General features: G+C 72.9%; 21 protein-coding genes and 1 riboswitch. Of the genes, 10 read left to right on the top strand and 11 right to left on the bottom strand.

Annotated features, from left to right (window positions below; translation table 11 throughout):
• Window positions 1-79: 79 nt before the first annotated feature.
• Entirely contained in the window at window positions 80-913 is an 834-nt protein-coding gene (locus ACIQWX_RS17685) for a helix-turn-helix domain-containing protein (protein ID WP_400871577.1), read from the bottom strand.
• Between the two features lie 112 nt (window positions 914-1025).
• On the opposite strand from ACIQWX_RS17685, the gene ACIQWX_RS17680 reads away from it, so the two are divergent.
• The gene (locus ACIQWX_RS17680) at window positions 1026-1862 is read left to right on the top strand and encodes an SDR family NAD(P)-dependent oxidoreductase (RefSeq protein ID WP_400871574.1); all 837 of its coding nucleotides are present in this window, start codon (window positions 1026-1028) and stop codon (window positions 1860-1862) included.
• 29 nt (window positions 1863-1891) lie between these two features.
• Here the strand turns inward: ACIQWX_RS17680 and ACIQWX_RS17675 are convergent, their stop codons facing one another.
• From ACIQWX_RS17675 to ACIQWX_RS17665, 3 genes are all read right to left on the bottom strand, one after another.
• Entirely contained in the window at window positions 1892-2815 is a 924-nt protein-coding gene (locus ACIQWX_RS17675) for a methylenetetrahydrofolate reductase (RefSeq protein WP_400871572.1), read from the bottom strand.
• Window positions 2812-5106, bottom strand: a complete 2295-nt coding sequence (gene metE / locus ACIQWX_RS17670; protein ID WP_400871569.1) for a 5-methyltetrahydropteroyltriglutamate--homocysteine S-methyltransferase — start codon at window positions 5104-5106, stop codon at window positions 2812-2814. Before metE ends, ACIQWX_RS17675 begins: the two co-directional genes overlap by 4 nt.
• Before the next feature lie 113 nt (window positions 5107-5219).
• Window positions 5220-5456: riboswitch (cobalamin riboswitch) on the bottom strand.
• Window positions 5457-5532: 76 nt separating this feature from the next.
• Window positions 5533-6411 carry an oxygenase MpaB family protein gene (locus ACIQWX_RS17665; RefSeq protein ID WP_400871566.1) on the bottom strand — a complete coding sequence of 293 codons (879 nt, stop codon included), beginning with the start codon at window positions 6409-6411 and terminating at the stop codon, window positions 5533-5535.
• Between the two features lie 247 nt (window positions 6412-6658).
• On the opposite strand from ACIQWX_RS17665, the gene ACIQWX_RS17660 reads away from it, so the two are divergent.
• From ACIQWX_RS17660 to ACIQWX_RS17645, 4 genes are all read left to right on the top strand, one after another.
• Window positions 6659-8059: a DUF2867 domain-containing protein gene (locus tag ACIQWX_RS17660; RefSeq protein ID WP_400871563.1), complete on the top strand. Its 1401-nt coding sequence runs from the start codon at window positions 6659-6661 to the stop codon at window positions 8057-8059.
• Between the two features lie 121 nt (window positions 8060-8180).
• Window positions 8181-8402 (top strand): hypothetical protein, encoded by a 222-nt coding sequence (locus ACIQWX_RS17655; protein ID WP_400871560.1) that lies wholly within the window; start codon window positions 8181-8183, stop codon window positions 8400-8402.
• A complete protein-coding gene (locus tag ACIQWX_RS17650) occupies window positions 8389-9672 on the top strand; it encodes a cupin domain-containing protein (RefSeq protein ID WP_400871557.1) in 1284 nt (427 codons plus the stop codon). Before ACIQWX_RS17655 ends, ACIQWX_RS17650 begins: the two co-directional genes overlap by 14 nt.
• Complete coding sequence (locus ACIQWX_RS17645; RefSeq protein ID WP_400871554.1) at window positions 9669-10556, top strand: sucrase ferredoxin; 888 nt, start codon at window positions 9669-9671, stop codon at window positions 10554-10556. Before ACIQWX_RS17650 ends, ACIQWX_RS17645 begins: the two co-directional genes overlap by 4 nt.
• A 47-nt stretch (window positions 10557-10603) precedes the next feature.
• Here ACIQWX_RS17645 and ACIQWX_RS17640 read toward each other — a convergent pair whose 3' ends face one another.
• The 4 genes from ACIQWX_RS17640 to ACIQWX_RS17625 all read right to left on the bottom strand — a co-directional run bounded on the left by ACIQWX_RS17640 (window position 10604) and on the right by ACIQWX_RS17625 (window position 12916).
• Window positions 10604-11212, bottom strand: coding sequence for a hypothetical protein (locus ACIQWX_RS17640; RefSeq protein WP_400871551.1), 609 nt, complete (start codon window positions 11210-11212; stop codon window positions 10604-10606).
• An 80-nt stretch (window positions 11213-11292) separates the two neighbouring features.
• Window positions 11293-11643, bottom strand: coding sequence for a hypothetical protein (locus ACIQWX_RS17635; RefSeq protein ID WP_400871549.1), 351 nt, complete (start codon window positions 11641-11643; stop codon window positions 11293-11295).
• Window positions 11644-11656: 13 nt separating this feature from the next.
• Window positions 11657-12157, bottom strand: a complete 501-nt coding sequence (locus tag ACIQWX_RS17630) for a TetR/AcrR family transcriptional regulator (RefSeq protein WP_400871546.1) — start codon at window positions 12155-12157, stop codon at window positions 11657-11659.
• Window positions 12158-12253: 96 nt separating this feature from the next.
• Window positions 12254-12916 carry a hypothetical protein gene (locus ACIQWX_RS17625; protein WP_400871543.1) on the bottom strand — a complete coding sequence of 221 codons (663 nt, stop codon included), beginning with the start codon at window positions 12914-12916 and terminating at the stop codon, window positions 12254-12256.
• Window positions 12917-13068: 152 nt separating this feature from the next.
• Between ACIQWX_RS17625 and ACIQWX_RS17620 the strand changes: the two genes are divergently transcribed.
• The 3 genes from ACIQWX_RS17620 (at window position 13069) to ACIQWX_RS17610 (ending at window position 15641) form a co-directional block, all read left to right on the top strand.
• A complete protein-coding gene (locus ACIQWX_RS17620) occupies window positions 13069-14181 on the top strand; it encodes an FAD-dependent monooxygenase (protein ID WP_400871540.1) in 1113 nt (370 codons plus the stop codon).
• Window positions 14182-14191: 10 nt separating this feature from the next.
• Window positions 14192-14803, top strand: a complete 612-nt coding sequence (locus ACIQWX_RS17615; RefSeq protein WP_400871537.1) for a TetR/AcrR family transcriptional regulator C-terminal ligand-binding domain-containing protein — start codon at window positions 14192-14194, stop codon at window positions 14801-14803.
• A 130-nt stretch (window positions 14804-14933) separates the two neighbouring features.
• The gene (locus tag ACIQWX_RS17610; protein ID WP_400871534.1) at window positions 14934-15641 is read left to right on the top strand and encodes an FG-GAP repeat domain-containing protein; all 708 of its coding nucleotides are present in this window, start codon (window positions 14934-14936) and stop codon (window positions 15639-15641) included.
• A 215-nt stretch (window positions 15642-15856) separates the two neighbouring features.
• On the opposite strand, the gene ACIQWX_RS17605 is transcribed toward ACIQWX_RS17610, so the two are convergent.
• Both ACIQWX_RS17605 and ACIQWX_RS17600 read right to left on the bottom strand, forming a co-directional pair.
• Window positions 15857-17038, bottom strand: a complete 1182-nt coding sequence (locus ACIQWX_RS17605; RefSeq protein WP_400871531.1) for a cytochrome P450 — start codon at window positions 17036-17038, stop codon at window positions 15857-15859.
• An 8-nt stretch (window positions 17039-17046) separates the two neighbouring features.
• Complete coding sequence (locus ACIQWX_RS17600; RefSeq protein WP_400871528.1) at window positions 17047-17976, bottom strand: PDR/VanB family oxidoreductase; 930 nt, start codon at window positions 17974-17976, stop codon at window positions 17047-17049.
• Between the two features lie 97 nt (window positions 17977-18073).
• On the opposite strand from ACIQWX_RS17600, the gene ACIQWX_RS17595 reads away from it, so the two are divergent.
• A complete protein-coding gene (locus ACIQWX_RS17595; protein WP_400871525.1) occupies window positions 18074-18826 on the top strand; it encodes an IclR family transcriptional regulator in 753 nt (250 codons plus the stop codon).
• A gap of 120 nt (window positions 18827-18946) precedes the next feature.
• Window positions 18947-19801 (top strand): SDR family oxidoreductase, encoded by an 855-nt coding sequence (locus ACIQWX_RS17590; protein ID WP_400871522.1) that lies wholly within the window; start codon window positions 18947-18949, stop codon window positions 19799-19801.
• 467 nt (window positions 19802-20268) lie between these two features.
• On the opposite strand, the gene ACIQWX_RS17585 is transcribed toward ACIQWX_RS17590, so the two are convergent.
• On the bottom strand, window positions 20269-21114 hold the full coding sequence (locus ACIQWX_RS17585) for a helix-turn-helix transcriptional regulator (protein WP_400871519.1): 846 nt from the start codon (window positions 21112-21114) through the stop codon (window positions 20269-20271).
• Window positions 21115-21331: the final 217 nt, after the last annotated feature.

Genomic DNA, 21331 nt, shown 5'->3' with positions numbered 1-21331 from the left:
GTCCGCCGGCACCACGCCAAGTCGAGACGCAGCCGCGTGGCGCGGGCGGTGGCCACGTCGTGGTCCTCGCGGCACCGGGTCACGGGCGCGGTCTGCTGGTGAGGCCGAGCAGGGTGAGCCGCTCGGCGGTCGCGGTGCCGGCGACCGCGGAGAACAGCGCGAGGACCTGGGTGCGGTCCTCGTCGACCAGCGACTGGCAGTCCAGCTCCAGCAAGCCCACCTCGGGGTGCAGGATCCGTTTGCGGCGGCACCGCATCACGGCGACGTCGTGCAGCTCCCACAACCCGGCGAACTCGGGGCTGCCGGCGCGCAGCTGGTCGACCAGGGCGCGGGCGGGGTCGTCGTCACGGCGGGCGACGGCCGCCCGCAGGTCGGCGACCAGGGCCCGCGACTCGCCCGCGTGGTCGGCGACCGGGAACCCGCCGCGCGCGCCCGGGTCGGTGAACCAGCGGTAGATGACGCTCGCCTCGGGGCCGGTGCGGCCGGTGAGGTCACCGAACACCGCGCGGGCGAGGTGGTTCTGGGCCAGCGTGTCGCCGAGGTCGGTCATCACCTGGGCGGGCACGTCGTGCAGCCGGTCGAGGACGGCCAGCAGGGCCGGGGCGACGTGCCGGTCGCCGCGGCGGCGGTCCGGCACGTTCAGCCCGCACAGCCGGTAGAGGTGGTCGCGTTCGTCCAGGCTCAGCCGCAGCGCGCGGGTCACGGCGCGCAGCACCGACTCCGACGGCGTCGCCGTGGCCCGCTCCTGCTCGAGGCGGGTGTAGTAGTCGGTCGAGATGCCGGCGAGCCCGGCCACCTCCTCCCGGCGCAGCCCCGGGGTGCGCCGCCGCCCGGCCACGACCAGGCCGACGTCGGCGGGGCTGAGCGCCGCACGCCGGACGCGGAGGAACCGAGCGAGCTGCCGAGTGTCCACAACGAACAGTCTGCGCCACCGGCACCGCGCCAGGCAGGGAGAACTTCACTCTGCCTACCGCGCGCCCCACCGCCGAAGCTGGGTTCCACCGACTCACGAACGGAGAAATCGCATGTCTTCCGCCCGCACCTGGTTCGTCACCGGCGCCTCCCGAGGGCTCGGCGCGCTCTGGACCGAAGCGGTCCTCGACCGCGGCGACCAGGTCGTCGCCACCGCCCGCGACGTCGCGGTCCTCGAACCGCTCGCCGGCCGTCACGGCGGCCGGCTGCTGCCGCTGGCACTCGACGTCACCGACCGGGCTGCCGTCGACGCCGCGGTGCACGCCGCCGAGCAGCGCTTCGGCGGCGTCGACGTCCTGGTCAACAACGCCGGGCACATGCTCGTCGGCGCGGTCGAAGAGGTCGGCGCCGAGCAGGCCCTGGCGCAGATGGACGTCAACTACTTCGGTGCGCTGTGGACCACCCGGGCCGTGCTGCCCGGGATGCGTGAGCGCCGCTCCGGCCGGATCCTGCAGGTCTCCTCGATCGGCGGGCTCGTCGCCTACCCGGCGCTGGGCATCTACCAGGCCACCAAATGGGCCCTGGAAGCGATGAGCCAGTCCCTGGCCGCCGAGGTCGAGGCGTACGGCATCCACGTCACGCTGATCGAGCCGATCATGTTCCCCACCGGACTGGCCGAGGCCTCTCCGCAGTCCCAGCCGAACCCGGCCTACGCCCACGCCCGGGAGGCCCTGTTCGCCGGGTCGGGCAGTGGTTTCGCCCCGGGCGACCCGGCCGCGACTTCGGCGGCACTGCTGGCGGTGGCCGACGCCCCGAACCCGCCGCTGCGGGTGCTGTTCGGCACCGGCGGCCTCGACGCGCTGCGCACGGAGTTCGCCGGCCGGCTCGCCGGGCTGGAGCAGTGGGACCACCTCTCCCGCCTCGCCCAGGGCAGCACGACCGGGAAGTGACCGCCCGGCCACGCGCGGCTTCGAGGGCATCACGAAAACACCGGCAGTTCCGCGACGACTTCCTTGGTGGCCCTGGCGAAGTTGAACGTGATGAAGTGCAGACCCGGGACACCTTCGGCGAGAAGTCGCTGGGCGAGCAGGATCGCCTGCTCGATGCCCAGGCTCCGGACGGCCGCGGGATCGTCCGCGACCGCGTCGAACCGCTCCGCCAGGTGGGCCGGGAACGGCGCCCCGGACAGCTGCTCCGAGCGGGCGATGGTCTTCATCGTCGTCACCGGCATCAGCGCGGGGATGATCGGCGTGGCACAGCCCGCCGCCGCGACGCGGTCGCGCAGCCGGAGGTAGTCGTCGGCGTCGAAGACCATCTGGGTGATGGCGTAGTCCGCGCCTGCTCGGCACTTCGCCACGAAGTGGGCGGTGTCCGCCTCCGGCGAAGCCGAACGCGGGTGCCCGAACGGGAACGCGGCCACGCCCACGCAGAAGTCGCCGTGCTCACGCAGCAGGGTCACCAGCTCGCTCGCGTACTCGAGGCCCTCCGGGTGGCGGACCCACTCGCCGCCGATGTCCCCGGGCGGGTCGCCGCGCAGCGCCAGCACGTCGACCACCCCGGCGTCGGCCAGCGCCCCGACGAACGACCGCAGGTCCCGGACCGAGTGGTCGACCGCGGTGAGGTGGACGACCGGCAGCATCGTGGTCTCCCGGGCGATCCGGGCCGCGACCGCGATGGTGTTGTCCCGGGTCGATCCGCCGGCTCCGTAGGTGACGGACACGAATCCCGGGTGCAGGGATTCGAGCTTGCGGACGTTCTGCCAGATCCGGCCGGCGTCGTCGGCCGGACGCGGTGGCATGAACTCCAGCGAGAGCACCGGCGTGCCGGCGGCGAGACGGTCCCGGACCGTGCGGGGGACCGCGGCGGGCGGGGCGACCGCCCGCCGCGGTGAAGTGCTCGTCACGCCCGCGCCCTCAGCTGCCCGGTGGCCTCGACCAGGTTGGCCAGGGTGGCCCGCACCTCCGGGTAGCCACGGGTCTTCAGGCCGCAGTCCGGGTTGACCCACAGCCGCTCGGCCGGGAACGCGGCGACCGCGGTGCGCAGGTGCCCCACGATCTCCTCGACCGACGGCACCCGCGGCGAGTGGATGTCCCAGACGCCCGGCCCGGCCTCGTTCGGGTACCCGGCCCGGGCCAGGTCGGCGACGATCGCCATCGCCGACCGCGCCGCCTCCAGGCTGATCACGTCGGCGTCCATGTCGACGATCGCCCGCAGCACGTCGCCGAACTCGGCGTAGCACATGTGCGTGTGGATCTGGGTGTCGTCCCGCACGCCCGCGGTGGCCAGCCGGAACGACGCGACCGCCCAGTCCAGGTACGCCGCGCGGTCCGCGGCGCGCAACGGCAGGGTCTCCCGCAGCGCGGGCTCGTCGACCTGGATGACCGAGATCCCGGCGGCTTCGAGGTCGGCGACCTCGTCGCGCAGGGCCAACGCGACCTGGCGGGCGGTGTCACCCTCGGGCTGGTCGTCGCGCACGAACGACCACGCGAGCATCGTGACCGGCCCGGTCAGCATGCCCTTCACCGGCTTTTCGGTCTGGCTCTGGGCGTAGGTGGCCCACTCGACGGTCATCGGCTCGGGCCGGGCGACGTCGCCGACGATCAGCGGCGGACGCACGTACCGCGTGCCGTAGGACTGGACCCAGCCGTGCTCGGTGGCCAGGAACCCGGTCAGCCGCTCGCCGAAGTACTGGACCATGTCGTTGCGCTCGGGTTCGCCGTGCACCAGCACGTCCAGGCCGAGCCGCTCCTGCTCGGCGATCACCGCGCGGACCTCGGCGCGCATCGCCTCGCGGTAGGCGTCCTGGTCGAGCTTGCCCGCCCGCAGCGCCGCGCGGGCCTTGCGCAGGTCCGCGGTCTGCGGGAACGAGCCGATCGTGGTGGTCGGCAGCTCCGGCAGGTGCAGGCGCTCCTGCTGGGCCTGACGGCGCTTGCCGTACGGGCTGACGCGGTGCAAGTCGGCGTCGGTGACCGCGGCGACGCGGTCACGGACGGCGGGCACCTGCACGATCGGCGAGGCCGCCCGCGAGGCCAGGCGGTCGGCGTTGGTCCGCAGGACGCCGGCGATGGCGGTGCGGTCCTCGGTCAGGCCGCGGCGCAGCGTGACGATCTCGCCGAGCTTCTGCCGGGCGAAGGACAGCCACCCGGCGATCTCGGGGTCCAGATCGGTCTCGAGGGTGACGTCGTAGGGCACGTGCAGGAGCGAACAGGACGCGGCGACGTCGACCGAGCCGGCCAGGCCGAGCAGCGTGGCCAGGGTGGACAGCGCGGCGGTGAGGTCGGCGGCCCAGACGTTGCGGCCGTTGACGACGCCCGCGACCAGCCGCTTGTCCAGGATTCCGCCGGCACGCGCGAGGTCGTCGAGGTTGGCCGCGGCGTTGTTCGTGAAGTCCAGCGCCAGGCCCTCGACCGGCGACGACGCCAGCACCGGGAGCGCGTCGCCGAGCCGGTCGAAGTAGGACGCGAGGAGGATCTTCGGCCGCGCGGTTCCGGCGGCGAGGGTGGCGTAGGTGTCGGCGACCTCGGCCAGGACCTCGGCGGGCTGGTCGGTGACGAGCGCGGGCTCGTCGAGCTGAACCCACTCGGCGCCGGCCTCGTGCAGCTGCCGCAACAGATCGACGTAGAGCGGGACGACCCGGTCGAGCAGGTCCAGCGGCCGGAAGCCCTCGGTGCCGGTCGGGTCCTTGGCCAGCAGCAGGAAGGTCACCGGGCCGACGAGCACCGGCCGGGTCGTCACGCCCAGCTCGAGAGCCTCGGCGAACTCCTCGACGGGCTTGCTCGCGTCCAGGGTGAAGCGGGTGCCGGGCCCCAGCTCGGGCACGAGGTAGTGGTAGTTGGTGTCGAACCACTTCGTCATCTCCAGCGGCGGCGCGTCCGCGGTGCCGCGGGCCATGGCGAAGTAGCGGTCCAGCTTGCTCTCGGCCGCGCGGTGCCGCTCGGGGATCGCGCCGAGCAGGACCGCGGTGTCCAGCACGTGGTCGTAGAACGAGAAGCAGTTGCTCGGGATCTCGTCGATTCCGGCGTCGCGCAGTTCGGCCAGATTCCGCAGCCGCAGGTCGCGAGCGGTGGCGCGCAGGGCGTCGGCGTCGATCCGGCCCTTCCAGTAGGCCTCGACGGCCTTCTTGAGCTCCCGGTCGGCGCCCTGTCGCGGATAGCCGTACACGGTGGCGCGGCTGGTCGGGGTGGTACTGGTCACGGGGCTCTCCTTCGCGAGTCCGCGTGGACCTGCGGGAGCGCACGGCAAACCGCGACCGTTCCCGGTCGTGATCCGGCGTGACCTGCCCGCGAGGTCGCAGCCAGCACCCCACGGTCGTGGGGTGCGCAGCCGGCAGGTCTTCGGACTCGCGGGCGTTCCGGCGCGTGCGCCGGGTTCCTACCGGCCGTCGCTTCCCAAGCCGGGTGGCTCAGTGCTCGTCCCTCGAAGGGACTGACGGCGTTCGTTCCCACTCACCGCTGCGGGGCAGTCCCGGATTTCCACCGGGTTCCCTCTTGCCTCGGTCACCGCCACGGGCACGCGGAGACCGAACCAGCTGCACCTCGGACTGTAGCGGCTCCCGCCCGGGATTCGGCCGGTCCAGCCGGTGATCCGGGTCGCGAAGTCCTCTCCCGTCGAGGACGACGCTCACCCGGCGGCGGACGGCTCCGGTGCGGCCATCACCCAGCGCACCGCGTGCACGAGGCTCTTCCCGGCGATGCGCACGACCGTGGCCTCCGCGACCGGCAGGTGGGGCAGCCGCAGCTCCGGCCGCGCCCAGCCGGGCAGCATCGCCACCGCCGACGCCGCCAACGCGGCGTACGGAAGCCTCGCCGGCCACGGGATCGGCGGGGTGACCAGCAGGAAGCGGGCGGCCAGCCGGGCGTCGCGGGTGCCGCGCAGCTCCGGTCGGTACGCCGCCAGTTCGTCCTCGAGTGCGGCGACCGTCACCGGCGGGTCCGGCACGCCGAGCGCGCGGGCGATGACGGCGGTCTCGGCGACGTAGCGATCTCTGCCCGCGTCGTCGAGCGGGTGGGCGCCGTACCGCTGGTGGGCGCGCAGAAAGCTGTCGACCTCGGCGATGTGGACCCACGCGAGCAGGTGCGGGTCGTCCGCGCGGTAGGGCCGCCCGTCCGCGGCGACCCCGCGGACCCGCCGGTGCACGGCGCGCACGGCCGAAACCGCGCGGCCGGCGTCGTCGGCCGTGCCGAACGTCGTCGTGGCGAGGAAGGTGCTGGTCCGCTGCAGCCTGCCCCACGGATCGCCGCGGTAACCGGAGTGCGCGGCCACCGCCGCCATCGCCAGCGGGTGCAACGACTGCAGCAGCAACGCGCGCAGGCCGCCGACGAACATGGCGGTGTCGCCGTGCACCCGCTGGATCGCGCTTCCCGGAGCGAACCACCGCGGCCCCGGCGCACCGTGGATCCGCGCCCGGTTACGGGGGCCGTCAGGACCCGCGATCCGGGCGAAGAGCGCGTCGCGAGCCCGTTCCCGGATCGCGGTCACGACGGGCGGTGGTGCAGCCATGAGGTCCTCCGCTCCGCGAGCTCGTCCGATTCACCGTCGATGCAAAACGCCTGCGTCCCGGAAGGGCCACCAACGCGGCCGCCGGCTCCACAACAGGCACTGTACCTGCGAATTCCGGTGGCCCGACGGGATGTTTTCCCGATCCCGGCCGGCCGCCCGCACACTTCCGTGACCGGCTTACCCGGCAGCAGTGGCGGCGCGGGCCTAGATTCGCATCGTCCGTGCATCAGTGATCGGGAGACTTCGCATGACCGACAACGCCTCGCGTGCGGCCGGGACCGCGACGACCCCTCCGCCGCGGTGCACGGTGCTGGGAGCGACCGGGTTCGTCGGCCGGGCCCTGGTCGCCGACCTCGTCGCCGCCGGACACCCCGTGCGCGCTCTGTCCCGCACCGCGGCGCACCACTTCCTCGACGGCGTCGAGGTGACGCTCGGGGACGCGGCCGATCCCCGGGCGCTCGCGACCGCGGTCGCCGGCGCGGACGTGGTCGTCCACCTCGTGCACTCGCTGGCGCGAGCCGACTTCGCCGAGCACGACCGCGTCATCGCCGAACGCCTCGCCGCCGTGGCCGCCGCGGCCGGGGTCCGGCAGATCGTCTACCTCGGCGGGCCGCGGCCGGTGACCGCGACGTCGCCGCACCTGGCATCCCGGTCCGAAGTGGCCGGCATCCTGCTCGGCGGCAGCGTCCCGGCGATCGCCTTGCAGGCCCCGATGATCCTCGGCCGGGGGTCGGCCGGGGTCGAGCTGCTGTCCCGGACCGCCCGGCTGCCGATCCGGCCGCGACCGCGGTGGACCGCCCGGCGCAGCCGACCGGTGGCCCTCGCCGACGTCCGGCACTACCTGCGCGCCGCTGTCGATCTCGCACCGCTGAGAGGCCGCTTCGACGTCAGCGGGCCGGAGGCGATCAGCTACCACGACCTGGTGCGCCGGTGTGCTCGCGTGCTGCGCCGTCCCGCCGCTCTCGCGCTGCCCGCACCGGTGTGGTCGCACGAGGCCGCCGCCCGGATCGCCGGGATGACGTCACCGGTTCCCACCGCCGTCGCGGCCGGGCTGTTCGCTTCCCTCGAGCACGACCTGCTGCCGGCTGACGCCCCGGCGGAGACCGTCCTGCCACCGCCGGCCGCCGGGGCGACCAGTCTCGACAACGCCCTGCGGGCGGCCCTCGGTGCTCCGCTCCCGACGACTCCGCGAGGGCGGTCGTACCGGGAAGAGAACACCGAAAGCTCGGCGGCCACCCCCGAGCGGCTGTGGCGGGCGATCACCGGGCTGGGCGGCGACGGTGGCCGGTTCCCGCCCGCACCCGCCTGGGCGCTGCGCGGCCTGCTCGACCAGGCGCTCGGTGGCGCCGGGCTGTACCGCGGGCGCCCGGAACGACCGGGAACGGGGGACGTCATCGACTTCTGGACGGTCCGCCGCCGCGACGACGCGCGGCGTGAACTCGTGCTGACCGCCGACATGCGCCTGCCCGGCGACGCCGAGCTCACCTTGCGCGCGGAACCGGCCGGTTCCGGGAGCCTGCTGCGGCAGCGGGTGCGCTTCACCCCGGCCGGCCGGCTGGGCGACGCCTACTGGCACCTCCAGAAACCGGCGCACGACCTGGTGTTCGGCCGGCTCGCCCGGTCGATCGCGCGTGCTGCCGAGGAGTGACGCCGGCCGGTCACCCACCTGGTTCGCGTCCAGTTCGGACGCTCGTGCATGACCGTCGGCCCGCCGGGGTAACCCGGCGATCACCCCGGCGTCCGGCCGGGACGACCCGAAGGAACCCGACATGAGCTTGAACGACGACGACATCTCCACGACTTCCGGCGGCGGACCGGAGGGCCCGGCCGACTCCGGCGCCGGCCAGGGCACCCCGGGCCAGCACGACGGCGGAGCCGACGGCGGCGCGGACAGCGGCGCCGAAGGGCCGGCCGACTCCGGTGCCGGCGAAGGCACGCCCGGCCAGCACGACGGCGGAGCCGACGGCGGCGCGGACAGTGGCGCACGCTGATCTCGGTGAGCCCACCGCCGGCACCGGGGCCCCCGGGTTCCCGGTGCCGGCGGGCGCTCGCCACCAGGCCACGCTGCAGCGGCTCGTCGGCCCGGACGTCGACGGCTTCGCCGCGCGGCACTGGGGCCGCGAGCCCCTCCTCCGCGCCGGCGCGGACGGCTTCCCGGACCTGCTCGACCTCGACGGCGTCGACGAACTGCTCTCGCGCCGCGGCCTGCGCACCCCCTTCTTGCGCCTCGCCCGCGACGGCGCGGTGCTCGGCTCCGACGCGTTCACCGGTGGCGGCGGCGTCGGCGCGGAGATCGGCGACCAGATCCGCGACGACAAGATCGCCGCCCTCTTCGGCGACGGCAGCACGATCGTGCTGCAGGGCCTGCACCGCACCTGGCCGGCGATCGCGGACCTCGCGGTGTCCCTCACCGACGAGCTCGGCCACCCCGTCCAGGCCAACGCCTACATCACTCCCCCGTCCTCCCAAGGGTTTTCCGCGCACTACGACGTGCACGACGTGTTCGTGCTGCAACTGGCCGGCCGCAAGCACTGGAAGGTGCACGCCCCCGTCCACGAAGCTCCCCTGCGCAGCCAGCCGTGGGCCGAGCGCGCCGACGCCGTCGCCGCTCGCGCGCGTGACGACGCCCCGGTGCTCGACCGGGTGCTCGACCCCGGCGACGTCCTGTACCTCCCGCGCGGCTGGCTGCACTCGGCCACCGCGCTCGGCGACGTCTCCGCCCACCTGACCATCGGCGTCCACGTCGTCACCCGGTACGCCCTGGTCGAGGCGCTCGCCGCGCTCGTCGCCTCCGACGAGCGGCTGCGCACGTCGCTGCCGCTGGGAGTCGACGTCGCCGAGCCCGCCGACCTCGCCGCCGACCTCGACGCGGTGCGGACGACGCTGGCCGAGGCGCTGACCCGCGTTTCGGCCGAGGACGTCGCCCGCCACGTCCGCGCCCGGGTGTGGCCGGGCGGGCGTCCCGAACCCGTCGGCCCGATCGCCGCCGCGCGGTTCGCCCACGAACTCACCCCCGGCGACACCGTGCGCCGCCGGCACGGCCTGCGCCATCGCCTCCAGGACACCGGCGACGGGCGGGTCGCACTGGACCTGGCCGACCGCCGGATCACGCTCCCGGCGACCACGGCCGCGGCGCTGCGCGCGGTCCTCGACGGGCGGCCCCGGCGCGTCGGCTCCCTCCCGGAGCTGTCCGAAGCGGACCAGCTCGTCCTCGTCCGGCGGCTGCTGCGGGAAGGTGTGCTCGTAGCTTGCTCCCCATGACCCCCGCACCGCTCACGGGCCGGCCGCGCTGCGCGGACCTCGCCGACGCCGCGGGCGACGCCCGTGAAGGCACGGCGCCGCCGGCGGAGCAGTGGCTGCTGATCGAGCGAGCGGGTCCGTGGGAACGCAGTGCCCTCGCCGCGTTCGGCACCGACGTGCTGACCGCGCTTTCCGGCTGGGCGCGCGAAACCCGCGGCCGGATCGTGCTGATCCGCCGTCCGGGACGCCGTACCCCGGACGGGGACCGCCCGCGCCGGTGGTTCCGCGTCGACGCCCGGCCCGGCCGCGAGGAGGTCCGGACCGGTGAGTACCGCAGCGACGCCGGGCTCGCGGCCGTCCCGAGTCTCGCCGGCCACCGGTCGGACCGGCCGGTGGCGCTGGTCTGCACGCACGGCAAGCACGACGCCTGCTGCGCGATCCGCGGCCGCCCGCTCGCGACGGCGCTGGCCGCGGCCGACCCGGAGGGAACCTGGGAGTGCAGCCACATCGGCGGGTGCCGGTTCGCCCCGGCCCTCGTGCTCCTCCCCCACGGGCTCACGTACGGCGGCGTCGGACCGGCCGAGGCGCTCGACATCGTGCGGGGCTACGCACGGGGGACGCTCGCCCCGGACACCCTGCGCGGGCGGTCATCCCTCTCTCCCGTCGTCCAAGCGGCACAACACCACGCGCGCGCCGCGACCGGTATGACGGGCATCGACGACCTCCAACCGGTGGCCTGCGTCGCGGAAGACGAAGGCGCCTGGCGCGTAACGCTGACGCGGCCCGATTGCACGGTCCTGCTCCGGGAACGGCTCGTGACGGTCGACCGGCCGCTGACGTGTGCCGCCCGGCCGTCGGGCCGCGTCCGGGTTTTCGACCCGGTGGAAGTGGTCCACCCGGCTTGACGGGTGACCGCCGGGCGCCGGGCTCGACAAGGACGCCTTCGTTCCCGCTACCTGCGATACAGGCTCACGCCGCCGTGCGGACCGGTGACGGACAGCCTGGCGCCGGCCGCGGACACCACCAACGAAATCGGCCGGCGGACCTCCGCCGGCCTGTCCCGCGTTCGCAGGTGTGCAAGGACGTCGAGCTGCTCCTGCGTCAGCCGCCCGCCGGTGGCGACGCAGCTCCGCACCATCGACGTCACCTCGTGGTCCGCGAAGCCCGGGGCCAGGTCCCGCTCCCAGAGCTTCAGCGCGTGCAACGCCGCCCGGCGCGACACATCCGGGGTCGACGCGTACCAGTGCCCGCCCATCCTGGCCACCGGCGGCTCGCCAGGCGGAGGCAGGCGATGACCGAGCCGCTTCTGCCGCACGCGCAAGCCGACGTAGGAATCCACCTCGGCACGCCACACCGCCCGGCTGGCCTCCACCGCCTCCAACGCCCGCAGCAGAGCCGATGGGTGCCGCTGGTACGGACCGGCCAGCTCACCGAGAAAGCTCAACGTCGCCCGATAACCGATCGGGTGGTACAGGCGCACACACGAACACAACGCCGCGACCCGCTGACCGTGCGCCAGCCGCCCATCACGCACCCTGCGTGCCCGCTCGGTGAACCCCACCAGCCGACACTACCGGTCCAGGGCCGTCCGGACGTCCGTCCGCTCAGCCGCGCCCGCATCGCCGAATATCGGCTTCCTTTTCAGCGCAAGGCGTTCTCGACCAGCGTGACGGTGTCGCGCGGGTTGTCGACCTGGAGGACCAGGCGGGCGTAGCGCTCGTCGGCGAGTTCGATCACGACGGCCTTCGACGCATCCTTGACGTCCCAGAAGACCTTCTCGCCCTCGAGGTGGAACGTGCCCGCCGTGATCACGCCGGGCACGTGCGCACCGGGCGCGCGGAGCCCCTTGGGATCGGCGGCGATGCCGGGGTCCGCGGTCGCGCCGCGGACGTTGGCCAGCGGGATGGTCAGGCTGCTCTTGAGGGCCCAGAGCTTGTCGAGACCCTCGATCACGACAACGAGGTCGTTGCCGTCGATGTGCACCAGTGCCATGTCGGTTTCCTTGTCAGTCGAGCGGATCGAAGCGGTGGGTCAGCGCGGTGCCGACACCGTCGGGGTTGCCGCGCAGGACGATGCCCAGGGCGGCCGCGGTGAGGGCGGCGGCCAGGTCGCCGGGGATACCGAGCGCGTCGGCGATCGCCTGGTCGATCGTGGCCAGCGCCGCGGCGACCTCGGCGGCCACCTCCTCGTCGGCCGGCGCCCGCTCGACCACCGCGAGCAGCAGCAGGCCGAGGTCGGCCGACGTGACGAGCCGCAGCGCGGTCGCGGCATCCGGTGCCGCGGCGAGCGCTTCGGTCAGCGGGCGGACGTCGTCGGCGAGGTGACGGCGCAGAGCGGCCAGGTAGAGGCCGCGCTTGCTGCCGAACGTCTTGTACAGGCTGTTGCGGTGCACGCCGAGGTGGGTGACGAGGTCGTCGACGGACACCCCGTCGTACGCGCGGCCGCCGAACAACCCCACGGCGGCGCGCACCACCTCGTCCTCGTCGAACGCCCTTCGTCTACCCATGCCAGGACCCTAGCGATTTGAGGAACGATCAGTCAAGAACGACCGTTCCTCAAAGTGGCGGAGCGACCGGCACTGACAGCTCCCGGAGCGGCGACGTCAGCGCTCGCCTTCGACGTGCAGGGCCGCCTGCTCGGGTCCCGCCGCCGGAGCCGGACCCGCGTCCGCGGCGACTTCGTCGGGCTCGGTGTCGGCCGGCGGGCCGTCGCCGTCGACCGGCCGCAGCTGAGTCGGCTCGCGGGACGATGCAACGGCGTCCGGGTCGTCCCGTTCCCAAGCGGGCGAATCGAGGCCGCCGGCTTCCGGGTCCCGGTCCAGCTCGAGCCCTTCCTGCTGTTCCGAGCCGGCCGGCCCCGGACCGGCGGCGTCCACTTCGGACCTTCCCGGCAGTTCCCGGATCTCCGCCGCCATCGAGCCGCCGGGCACGTCGGCGGAAATCCCGGTGCTTTCGGCGTACTCCCGATCGGTCGCGTCCTCTTCGGACGGTCCGGCGTCGAGGACGACCTCCGCGGCCGGGTCCGGGCGCTCCTCGGCCAGCCGCTCCCCCAGCGGCCGCGGGTGCGCCTCCTCCCACGGCGTCATGCCGTACTTCGTGACACCCGACCAGTGCTCGGGCGGGTCCATGCCCTGCTCGAGCGGATCGACGCGCAGCCGGTCCTCGTCGAGGTCTTCGGCCGCGTTCAGGGCGGCCGGATCGGTCTCCACGGCGTCCGGCGCGCCGGTGTCCTGCGGCGGGTCGTAGGGCTGGCTGGGCTCGGTCACGGGACCACCTTCCATCGTCCGGGGTCCCAGGCTTCCCCGTGCCGGAGGAGCGAAACTCACCGCCGACGGCAGGTGGCCGCCGTCGACGCCACTAAAGCAACATTCTGTGGCTATAGTGATGGGGTCTGGACGAAGACCCGGCGGGAGGCATGATGAAGATCCTGGTCAGCGGCGCAGGAGCGGCGGGGTTGTGCGCGGGCATCGACCTCGCACGAGCCGGGCACGCGGTGGAGATCGTGGAGCGGGCGAACCACCTGCGTGTCAACGGCTCACCCATCGACGTGCGCGGCGACGCGCTCGAGACCGCCCGCCGGATGGGCATCCTGGACGCGGTGCTCGAACACCGGATCACGATGACCGAGCGGACGACGTTCGTCGACCGGACCGGCGCGGCCGTCGCCCGTCTGGTCACGCAGGAGATCAACGACGGCCCCGACGACGTCGAGCTCCCCCGCGAAGACCTCATGACCATCCTGCGGCAGGCGCTGCCCGACCAGGTCGACTTGCGCTTCGAAGAGTCCATCGCGGCGCTGGCCGACGACGGGAGCCAGGTCGCGGTCACCTTCGCCTCCGGCCGCGAGGCCACCTACGACGTCGTCGTCGGCGCCGACGGGGTGCACTCCGCGGTGCGCCGGCTGGTGTTCGGCCCGGAGGAGCAGTTCACCGAGCACCTCGGGGTGTACGTCGCGATCGGCGACGCGTCCGGCCAGGCGACTCCCGGCGAGCGCACCACGGAGGTCCTCAACCTGCCGGGACGCCTCGCCGGCGTGGCCCGCTACCGCGACCGCGCTTTGGCACTCTTCGAATTCCGCGCCGGCCCGATCCGCTACGACCACCACGACCGGGCCGCGCAGAAGCGCATCCTGACCGAGGCCTTCGCCGGCATCGAGGACTGGAAGGTCCCCGCGCTGATCAAAACGGCTCAGGACGACCCCGAGCTCTACTTCGACGCGATCGCCCAGATCCACCTGCCGACCTGGCACCGCGGCCGGGTCGTGCTGATCGGGGACGCCGCGCACTGCGCGACCCCGATGGCCGGACGCGGCACCTCGCTGGCCCTGCTCGGGGCGTGGACGCTCACCGAGGAGCTCGGGCTCCACGGCGACGACCTGGGTGCGGCGTTCAGCGCTTACGAGCGCCGCCAGCGCCCCTACGCGCAGGCGGCTCAGGACTTCGCGCGCGGCGGAGCCGACCTCGTGGTCCCCGGCACCTGGGAGGCCATCGAGGCGCGCAACGCCCGGCTGCGTGCGGCGCAGCCGTTGTAGGCTGCCGTCCGTGGCCGAAGAGGGACCCGTGCGGGAACCGGCCCGCCGTCCGGGCGGGCGCACCGCCCGGGTGCGGCGCCGGGTTCTCGAGGCCGCCGCCGAGCTGATCGCCCGCGACGGGATCGGCGGACTGCGCTACGACCAGGTCGCCGAGCTGGCCGAGGTCAACAAGACCAGCGTGTACCGCAACTGGCCCGATCGCACCAGGCTGGTCGCCGACGCGCTCGCCACCTTCGGCGCCGACGCCGCACCCCTGCACGACACCGGCGACATCGACGCCGACCTCGTCGACTACCTCGAAGCCCTCGCCGCCGCCACCGCGAGTGCGCGAGGCCGGGCGATGCTGGCCGCGGTGACGTCGGCGCGGGAGGACCCCGAGCTGCGGGCCGTCGTCGACGAGGTCTACGACCGGCGGCTGGCGACCCTGCGAGAGCGCCTCCGCACCGCGGTCGAGCGCGGCGAGCTGCCCGCGACCGACCACTCCTTCCTGGGCGAACTGCTCACCGGACCGGTCCAGCTGTTCGTCAGCCGCGGTTCCCGTCCGTTCACCCGAGCCGACGCACACCAGGTGAGCGCGATCGTGCTCGCCGGCGTGCGAGCCACCGCGGTGAAGCACCTCTGACGGTCTCACGCCACGCTGGGCGAGGTGGAGCAGGCTCGTGCGCCGTTCACGGACGCGGGCCCACCAGAGGTTGCGTTCGTGTGGCACATCACACTCCCGCTGCACGCGGGGCGGACGTACCCGTCTTCCCGTGGAGAGCACATCCGGCGAAGACATCGCCGATGGCTGGAGGGAGTTCTTCATGTACCGCAAGGGAATCGTCCGCGCGATCACGCTGACCGGCCTCGCCGCCGCGCTGGGTCTGGCCGGTGCCGCACCGGCGCTGGCCGCGCCCGCCGGCGAACCGATCTTCACGTCCGCGGACCTGAACGGCGACGGGACGCGCGACACCGTGGTCTCGCGACCGGCGATCAACGGCAAGCAGGTGGTTTCGGCGACCGTGGACGGCCGGCGCACGTCGATCCTCCTGCCCGCCGACCCCTGGTTCGGCATCCTGGCGCCGCGGGTGGCCGACCTCGACGGCGACGGCCGGGCGGAGCTGCTCGTCGCGACGACGTTGGGCGCCAACACGGCGTTCTTCGCCGTGCTGGACTTCGACGGCCGGAACCTGACCCAGGTCGCCGGCGCGGACGGCAAGCCGTTCGAGGTCGCGGAAGGAGGCGGGATCGCCGCGCACGTCGGTTACCTGTGCATGGCCCCCGGTGGCAACCGGTTGTTCGTGACGGTGGTTTCCTCGGCGGACGACATCAGCGCTCCGGCCGGCGAAATCACCTACACGGGCACGCGCACGATCTACCGCCTGCACGCCGGCGCGCTGACGGTACTGGAGCAGGACGCGATCACGAGCCGCCCGCTGGCGGATCCGGTGACCATGGTCGACGCGGCGAGCTGCGTCTGAGGCCCGTTCTTCCGGGTCTGCCCCACCACGTCAGGACAGTTCCGCCAGGAAGTCCCGCAAGTCGGTGATCCGGGGGTGGCTCGGCGGCAGCCGGCTCTCGTGGTGGGCGAGGCAACCTGCGGGGGTTCGCTCGACCGGGAGACCGGCGCTCGGATCACCGCCCTGCTGCGCAAAGGCGCTTGACCTACGCGACACGCCGTTCAGGGCTGCCGGGTTCACCGGTCCGTACCGAGGCGCACGCGCACCGGAAGGGATTCCCACGCCCGCAGGGTGTTGTTGTGGTGGCGTCTCGGAGGGCCGTCCAGTTCGAGCGATGCGACTCGGCGCAGCAGGGCGGCGAGCAGGGCTTCGGATTCGAGGCGGGCGACGTGCTGGCCCACGCACTGGTGCAGCCCCATGCCGAAGCCGACGTGGCCGGACGGGTCGCGCGACAGGTCGAACGCGTCGGGCCGGTCCCACCGGCGGGGGTCGCGGTTGGCCGCGGCGAGGAACATCAGGACCTTGCTCCCCGCGGGAACGCGGACGTCACCGATGCGCACCTCGGTGGTCGTCGTGCGGAAGAACGTCTGCACCGGGGACTCCCAGCGCACCGCCTCGTCGAACGCCACCCGCGCCAGACCCGGATCCTTCCGCAAGCGCTGCCACTGCTCGGGGTGCGTGGCGAACGCGTACAACACCGCCGACAGCGCGTGCACGGTGGTGTCGACGCCGGCGGTCAACAGGGACCGGACGATCAGCGGTGCCTGCTCGGGCGTGATGTCGCCGCGGTCGCTCGCCGCCCAGATGTCGGCGCCGAAACCCGTCGGGGCGAGCACTTCGCGGCGGCACTGCTCGCCGACCCACTCCGACAGCTCCGCCACGCGGGGCTTGCCGCGGGCGACGAGGTCGTTGTCCGGACCGAAAGCGTTGAACGCGTGGTCGCCGTAAGGCAGCAGGTTCTCGCGGCCGGCGGCGGGAAGCCCGACCGCGTCGGGGAACACCCGCAGCGGGAACGCGTGGGAGAGCGCGGTCGCGGCGTCGAACCGCGGGCCGGCGGAGAGGACTTCGTCGACGAGCACCTCGGCGTCCGCCTGCCACCGCTCGCGCAGGTGCCGCAGCGCGCGGGGGCCGAGGACCTTGCTCAAGACCCGGCGGGGTGCGTCGTGGCGGGGCGGGTCGGCCTCGAGCAGCAGGCTCGGCGGCCGCCACGGCTTTTCGGTGCGGAAGTTCGTCAAGCCCACGCCGGCCGCGGACTGGAACCGCTGCCAGTCGGTGAGCGCGGCGTGCACCTGCTCGTAGCGGGCGACGGCGTAGACGTCGTACCGCGGCAAGTGCACCACCGGCCCGGCGTCGCGGAGTTCGGCGTGCAGCGGGAGCGGGTCTTCCAGGACGGCGTGGCTGAACGGGTCGAGGGTCATGGGTGGCCTCACAGGTCCAGGACGAGCCGGTCGGACAGGGATCGGGACACGCAGACGAACATGCAGTCGGACGCGGTGCGTTCGTGGTCTTCGAGGATCGCGTCGCGGTGTTCCGGACGGCCGGCGAGGACGGTGGTCTCGCAGGTGCCGCACGTGCCCTGGCGGCAGGAGGACAAGACTTCGACCCCCGCACCGGCGAGCGCGTCGAGTACGCTCTCCGACGGCGGCACGGTGACGCACCGTCCACTTCGGACCAGTTCGACCTCGAACGGCGTGGTGCGAGCCGGTTCTCCGGCGCCGGCGACGAACCGTTCGGTGCGCAAGGTGTGCGGCGGCCACGGCGCGCAGACCCGCTCGACCGCGTCCAGCAGCGGGCCCGGACCGCAGGCGTAGACCTTCACGTCCGGCCGTGGATCGCCGAAGAACCCTTCGAGGTCGAGCAGGCCGTACTCGTCTTGGGGGCGGACGACGACCCGGTCGCCGTAGGGCTCCAGTTCGGGGAGGAAGGCCATCGATTCCCGGTGCCGTCCGCCGTAGAGCAACGTCCACTTCGCGCCGAGCAGTTCGGCTTGGCGCATCATCGGCAGCAGCGGCGTGATGCCGATGCCGCCGGCGACGAACAGGTACTCCGGCGACGGCACCAGCGGGAAGTTGTTGCGCGGCCCGCCCACGCCGACCTCGTCGCCGACCCGCAGGTCGTCGTGCACGTACGCCGACCCGCCGCGGCCGCCGGGTTCGCGCAGGACCCCGATCCGGTAGCGGCCGGGGTCCCAGCGGTCGCCGCACAGCGAGTACTGCCGGGTCAGCCCGTTCGGCAGGACGAGGTCGAGGTGCGCACCGGGCGTCCAGTCCGGCACCCGGCCGTCACCGGCCAGTTCGAGCGTCACCACGCCGTCGGCCACGACGGTCTTGCGGGCGACCCGCAGGGAAGCATTCATCGTCGAACCTCCTCCGGCGACCTTCGCCGAGCCGTTGCCCGGATGCGAAACGAACTCTCAATGGACGAGAGAACCCGGCGCGGCGATACTCGGGTCCATGGCCCGGGCACCCACCGGCGAGTCGTCCATCGCCCGCGCGGCGCGGATCATCGCGGCGTTCACCGCCGACGAGACCTCGCTGACCGTCAGCGAGATCGCGCGGCGCACTGAGCTGCACATCGCCACCGCGTCGCGGCTCATCGCCGAGCTGACCACCCACGGGCTGCTGGCCCGCGGACCCGGCCGCGAGGTCCGCGTCGGGGTCCGGCTGTGGGAGCTCGCGGCGCGCGCTTCTCCGACGACGTCGCTGCGGGACGCGGCGATGCCGTACCTGGAGGACCTGCACGCGGTCGTCGGCCACCACGCCCAGCTCGGCGTCCTCGACGGCGACGACGTCCTGTTCGTCGAACGGCTCTCCGCCCGCGACGCGGTGATCAACTACTCGCAGATCGCCGGACGGCTGCCGGTGCACCTCTCCTCGAGCGGGCACGTGCTGCTGGCCTACGCACCGGACGACGTCCGCGAGCGCGTGCTGCGGCGCCCGATGCGCGCGTACACCGCAGCGTCGATCACCACTTCTGGCCGGCTCGAACACGCCTGGGCGGCCGTGCGGAAGCAGGGCTACGCGCTGCTGCCGGGGCACGTCCACGAGGACGCGACCGGCATCGCCGTCCCGGTGCGCGGCGCGCTGAACGAGGTCGTCGCGGCGCTGTCGATCATCGTGCCCAACGACGAGCGCGCCTCCTCCGGCATTCCCGCCCTGCTCGCGGCGGCGCGCGGGGTGACGCGAACCTTGTCGGGCCGCCGCTGACCCGGCGCGGGACCCCGCTAATCGCCGAGGTCCTGATCCAGCACATTTCCGCCGTCCGTGCCGGCTGTCGTGCGCTACTCTTCACGAGTAATCACATGACGGCACAAGAAAGGCATTCTCGTGATTCTGATCACAGGCGCGGGCGGTAACGTGGGATCCGCTCTCGTCACCGAACTGATCGCCGCGGGTGTTCCGTTTCGCGCCGCGTACCATTCGCCGGAAGCGGCTCGCAAAGCGACCGCCGACGGCATCGACGCGGTCACCGTCGAGCTGGCCGACCCGGACAGCGTTGCCGCCGCTTTGCCCGGCGTGTCAAGGGTTTTCCTGCTCGGCGCGATGGGTCCGGAGCAGACCCGGCAGGAGTCGAACGTCGTCCGGGCCGCCGTGGCCGCCGGGGTCGAACACATCGTGAAGCAATCGCTGTGGCGGGCTGACGAAGAATTGACGCCGATCGCCCGCCTGCACCGCCCGGTGGAACGCATGCTGGAAGAATCCCCGGTCGACTGGACCTTCCTGCGCGCGAATTTCTACATGCAGACCTTCTCCCGGAACTGGGCCGAAAGCATCCGTTCGGCGAATTCGTTCGCCAGTCCGCTCATCCGCGGGCCGATCGCTTTCGTCGACGTCCGCGACGTGGCCCGCGTCGCCGTGCGCGCGCTCACCGAAGACGGCCACGCCGGCCAGGCCTACGCCCTCACCGGTCCGGAAGCGCTGACCTACGAGGAGACGGCGGCGGTGCTGTCGGACGTCCTCGGGCGGCCGATCACCTACACCGGTCTGTCCAACGAACAGGCGCTCACCCTGCTCCCCCAGTTCGGCGTGCCGGCTTTCGAGGCCGAAGCCCTCGTCGGGGTGTGCAACTTCTACCTCGACGGCGGCGCCGAGACCGTGACACCGACGGTCGAGACGCTCACCGGACGACCGCCCGCCGGTTTCCGCGAGTTCGTCGTCGACCACCGCGAACTCTTCGGCTGACAGCTTCCGGGGTGGCCGCGCCGCCGTGGCCACCCCGGCCGGGTCGACCCGCGATGAAGCCGAACAATGTACGCACGAAACAACCGCGGACGACTGCGGTGAACACCGGCACGATGATTCTCCTCGCCGGGACGAGATGACGGCCGGCCGACCGTTCCGCAAATCCCCGACGGCGATCAGCCGGCTATCGACAATAGCAGCTTTCGAGACGGTCCGACGTCGCGTATTCGAGGTTGCCTGAACGTACGGGGCAGTTTGCACTTTCGCCCCTGAATTCGAGGCGAATTCCACGCGGGTCCGCACTCACGGCGCGACCGGAAAGCACGCCCGGGCCGAATCCGCACGCAGTCTCCGGAGCATTGCCGAGCGGGACGAGATCACCTCCGAGTGTTCGATTACCGAACGATTGTTGTCTCTTGTGACAAGAGTATCGGGGTGCGGCCGCCCCGGCAAGGCGGTGGCCGGGCTCAGCCGACGTACATCTCCGCGGCCTCCTCTTCGAGGAGCGCGGGCAGCTTCGCCGCCGTCGACTCGTCCGCGGGCATGCAGGTGAACAGGCGGATTTCGGGCGAGTCCAGCGCGGCCATGCGCACGTAGTCCACGGTCAGCAAGCCCAGGCGCGGGTGGTCGAACTCCCACCTGGTGGACCCGAACCCGCCGACGTCGTGGCTGTCCCACATCCCGCGGAAGACCTCGCTGGTCGCGCACAGCTCGTTGCTGAGCTGGTCGAACCGCGGGTCGCCGACGTACTTGCCCGCGTCCACGCGGAACTGCCCGAGCAGGCTCGCCGCCTGCACACGCCAGTTCACCAGGAGCCGGCGCAGGGACGTGTCGGCGAACATCATCCGGATGATGTTGCGCTCGGGCGCCGGCAGCCGCTCCGGGTCGCCGATCAGGCCGACTTCGGCGTCGTTCCAGGCCAGCAGGTCCCAGCTCGGGCTGACCAGGTAGGCCGGGTGCGGGTTCAGGACCTCGAGCAGCCGGCGCAGGCTGGCGCTGGGTGACGTCGTTTGCTGGCTCAGCGGCAGCGGGGTCGCGGCCAGGGCGAACAGGTGCTGACGCTCGACGTCGTCGAGCTTGAGGCCGGTGGCGAGGCTGTCGAGGACCTGGCGGCTGACGGTGATGTTGCGGGCCTGCTCGAGCCAGGTGTACCAGGTCACGCTCACGCCCGTGAGCTGCGAAACCTCCTCTCTCCGAAGTCCCGGTGTGCGCCGCCGCCCGCCGCTCGGGATGCCGACGTCCGCCGGCTTGAGGCGGTTGCGGCGGGCCCGCAAGAAGGCCGCGAGCTCCTGTCGGTGCGCCTGGTCTGCCATCGCTCCCCCTCGACTGAAAACCATGAGTTCGTGTCCGTTTTACGCCTGATAACCGCGTCGCCTAATAGCCGCGAAGCCATGAGGTTAACTGTTGCCGTACGTCGGATGGATTCACTGCCTCTGCTGCCCCGTTGATTCGTGTGACGAAAGCGGACGATGTGGCTCACTAACATGGTGCTGCGACAACCAGCATAACTTCTTCCATATTCCGCTGCGT

This window comes from Amycolatopsis sp. NPDC098790 (assembly GCF_044759945.1).
In the GTDB taxonomy this organism is placed as follows: Bacteria; Actinomycetota; Actinomycetes; order Mycobacteriales; family Pseudonocardiaceae; genus Amycolatopsis.
Note: the sequence above shows the minus strand (reverse complement) of the source record. Positions and strands in the feature narration are given on the sequence as shown.